The following is a 2130-nucleotide window of genomic DNA, read 5'->3' on the forward strand; positions in this document are numbered from 1 at the left end:
TGGGGCTGCCGCGCTCGGCCGACGCCCCGTCCCTCGTGGACGCCGTGGCCCGGGCCACGGACCGACCGACCGACCAGGTCGCCCAGCTCCTGTACGGACCACCACCCGCCGACGACGCGGCGCTGCTCGAGCTCGCGCGTCACCTTGACCAGATCGAGAGCGAGGTCTACCACTCGTGACGCACCACCCCGGGGCCACCGGAAGCACCGCCCCCCAGCCCGACCGCTACGCTCCCCCGCCGCGCCCGCAGGACCAGCCGGCGGCCGCGCAGCCGGTGCCCGGCCCCCGCCACGACGCGTACGCGCCCGCGGCACCGCCCACCGCGCCCGCCGCACCGCACGACGCTCCCCCGGCCCCCGCCGCCTCCCACGACGCACCGCCCGCGCCCTCGCTCGAGCTGCGCCAGGCGCTCGCCGCCGTGCGCACCGAGGTCGGCAAGGCCGTCGTCGGTCAGGACGGCGCCGTGACGAGCCTGCTGATCGCGCTCCTGTGCAAGGGCCACGTGCTGCTCGAGGGCGTCCCGGGCGTCGCCAAGACGCTGCTCGTCCGCACGCTCGCCGCGACGCTCGACCTCGACACCAAGCGCGTGCAGTTCACGCCGGACCTCATGCCGGGCGACGTGACGGGCTCGCTCGTCTACGACGCGCGCACGGCCGAGTTCTCGTTCCGCGAGGGCCCCGTCTTCACCAACCTGCTGCTCGCCGACGAGATCAACCGCACGCCCCCGAAGACCCAGGCGTCGCTGCTCGAGGCCATGGAGGAGCGCCAGGTGTCGGTCGACGGCACGCCGCGCCCGCTGCCGGACCCGTTCCTCGTCATCGCGACGCAGAACCCCGTGGAGTACGAGGGCACGTACCCGCTGCCCGAGGCCCAGCTCGACCGCTTCCTCCTCAAGCTCGTGCTGCCCCTGCCCGAGCGCGAGCAGGAGGTGGAGGTGCTCGCCCGGCACGCAGCGGGCTTCAACCCGCGCGACCTCGCGAGCGCGGGCGTGCGCCCCGTCGCGGGCCGCGACGTGCTCGACCGGGCGCGCGCGGAGGTCGCGCGCGTGCAGGTCGCGCGCGAGGTCCTCGGGTACGCGGTCGACGTGTGCCGGGCCACGCGTCAGTCGCCGTCGCTCTCCCTCGGCGTCTCGCCCCGTGGCGCGACCGCGCTGCTCGCGACGGCGCGCGCGTGGGCGTGGCTGTCCGGGCGGTCGTACGTGACGCCCGACGACGTCAAGGCGCTGGCCCACCCGACGCTGCGGCACCGCGTGCAGCTGCGCCCGGAGGCCGAGCTCGAGGGCGTGACCGCCGAGAGCGTCCTCGACACGGTCCTCGCGTCCGTGCCCGTCCCCCGCTGAGGCGCTCGACGTGGCCCTGACCTGGCGCGCCGTCGTGCTCGTGGCGCTCGGGATCGTGCCGGTGCTGGTGTTCCCCGTCCCGGGCACGGTGCTCGTGTGGACGGTGCTCGTCGTCGTGGCGTGCGCGGTCGACGTCGCGCTCGCCGCCTCGCCGCGGCGCGTGGCGATCGAGCGGCGCGTGCCCGGCTCGGTCCGCCTCACCGACCGCACGACCTCGACGCTCACGCTGACCAACCTGGCCCCGCGCCGCCTGCGGGCGCTCGTGCGGGACGCGTGGCCTCCGTCGGCGGGGACGCAGGTCAACCGGCACGCCGTCGACCTCCCGCCCCGGGAGGCCGCGCGCGTCGTGACGGTGCTCGTCCCGACCCGCCGCGGCGAGCGCGTCGCCGACCGGGTGACGATCCGCTCGTTCGGCCCGCTGCGCCTCGCCGCGCGCCAGGCCTCCCTGCCCGTCCCGGGGCGGCTGCGGGTGCTGCCCGAGTTCGCCTCGCGGCGGCACCTGCCGAGCCGTCTCGCGCGCCTGCGCGAGATGGACGGGCGGGCCGCGGTGCAGGTCCGGGGCGAGGGCACGGAGTTCGACTCGCTGCGCGAGTACGTCATCGGCGACGACGTGCGGTCCATCGACTGGCGCGCTTCCGCGCGCGGCCGCGACATGGTCGTGCGCACGTGGCGGCCCGAGCGCGACCGCCGGGTGCTCATCGTCGTCGACACGGCGCGCACGTCCGCCGCGCGCCTCGGCGACGCGCCGCGGCTCGACGCGGGCATCGAGGCGGCGCTGCTCCTCGTCGCGC

The 2130-nt window shown here is 77.0% G+C and carries 2 protein-coding genes; both read left to right on the top strand.

Features of this window, described 5'->3' with window-relative positions; all coding sequences use genetic code 11:
- Positions 1-274: 274 nt before the first annotated feature.
- Positions 275-1339, top strand: a complete 1065-nt coding sequence (locus JZ5iCDA_RS17050; protein ID WP_069388194.1) for an AAA family ATPase — start codon at positions 275-277, stop codon at positions 1337-1339.
- A 10-nt stretch (positions 1340-1349) separates the two neighbouring features.
- The coding region (locus tag JZ5iCDA_RS17055; RefSeq protein WP_139123213.1) for a DUF58 domain-containing protein at positions 1350-2130 on the top strand (781 nt) is incomplete at its 3' end.

Origin of the sequence: Cellulosimicrobium cellulans (assembly GCF_001722485.1) — a bacterium.
In the GTDB taxonomy this organism is placed as follows: domain Bacteria; phylum Actinomycetota; class Actinomycetes; order Actinomycetales; family Cellulomonadaceae; genus Cellulosimicrobium; species Cellulosimicrobium cellulans_A.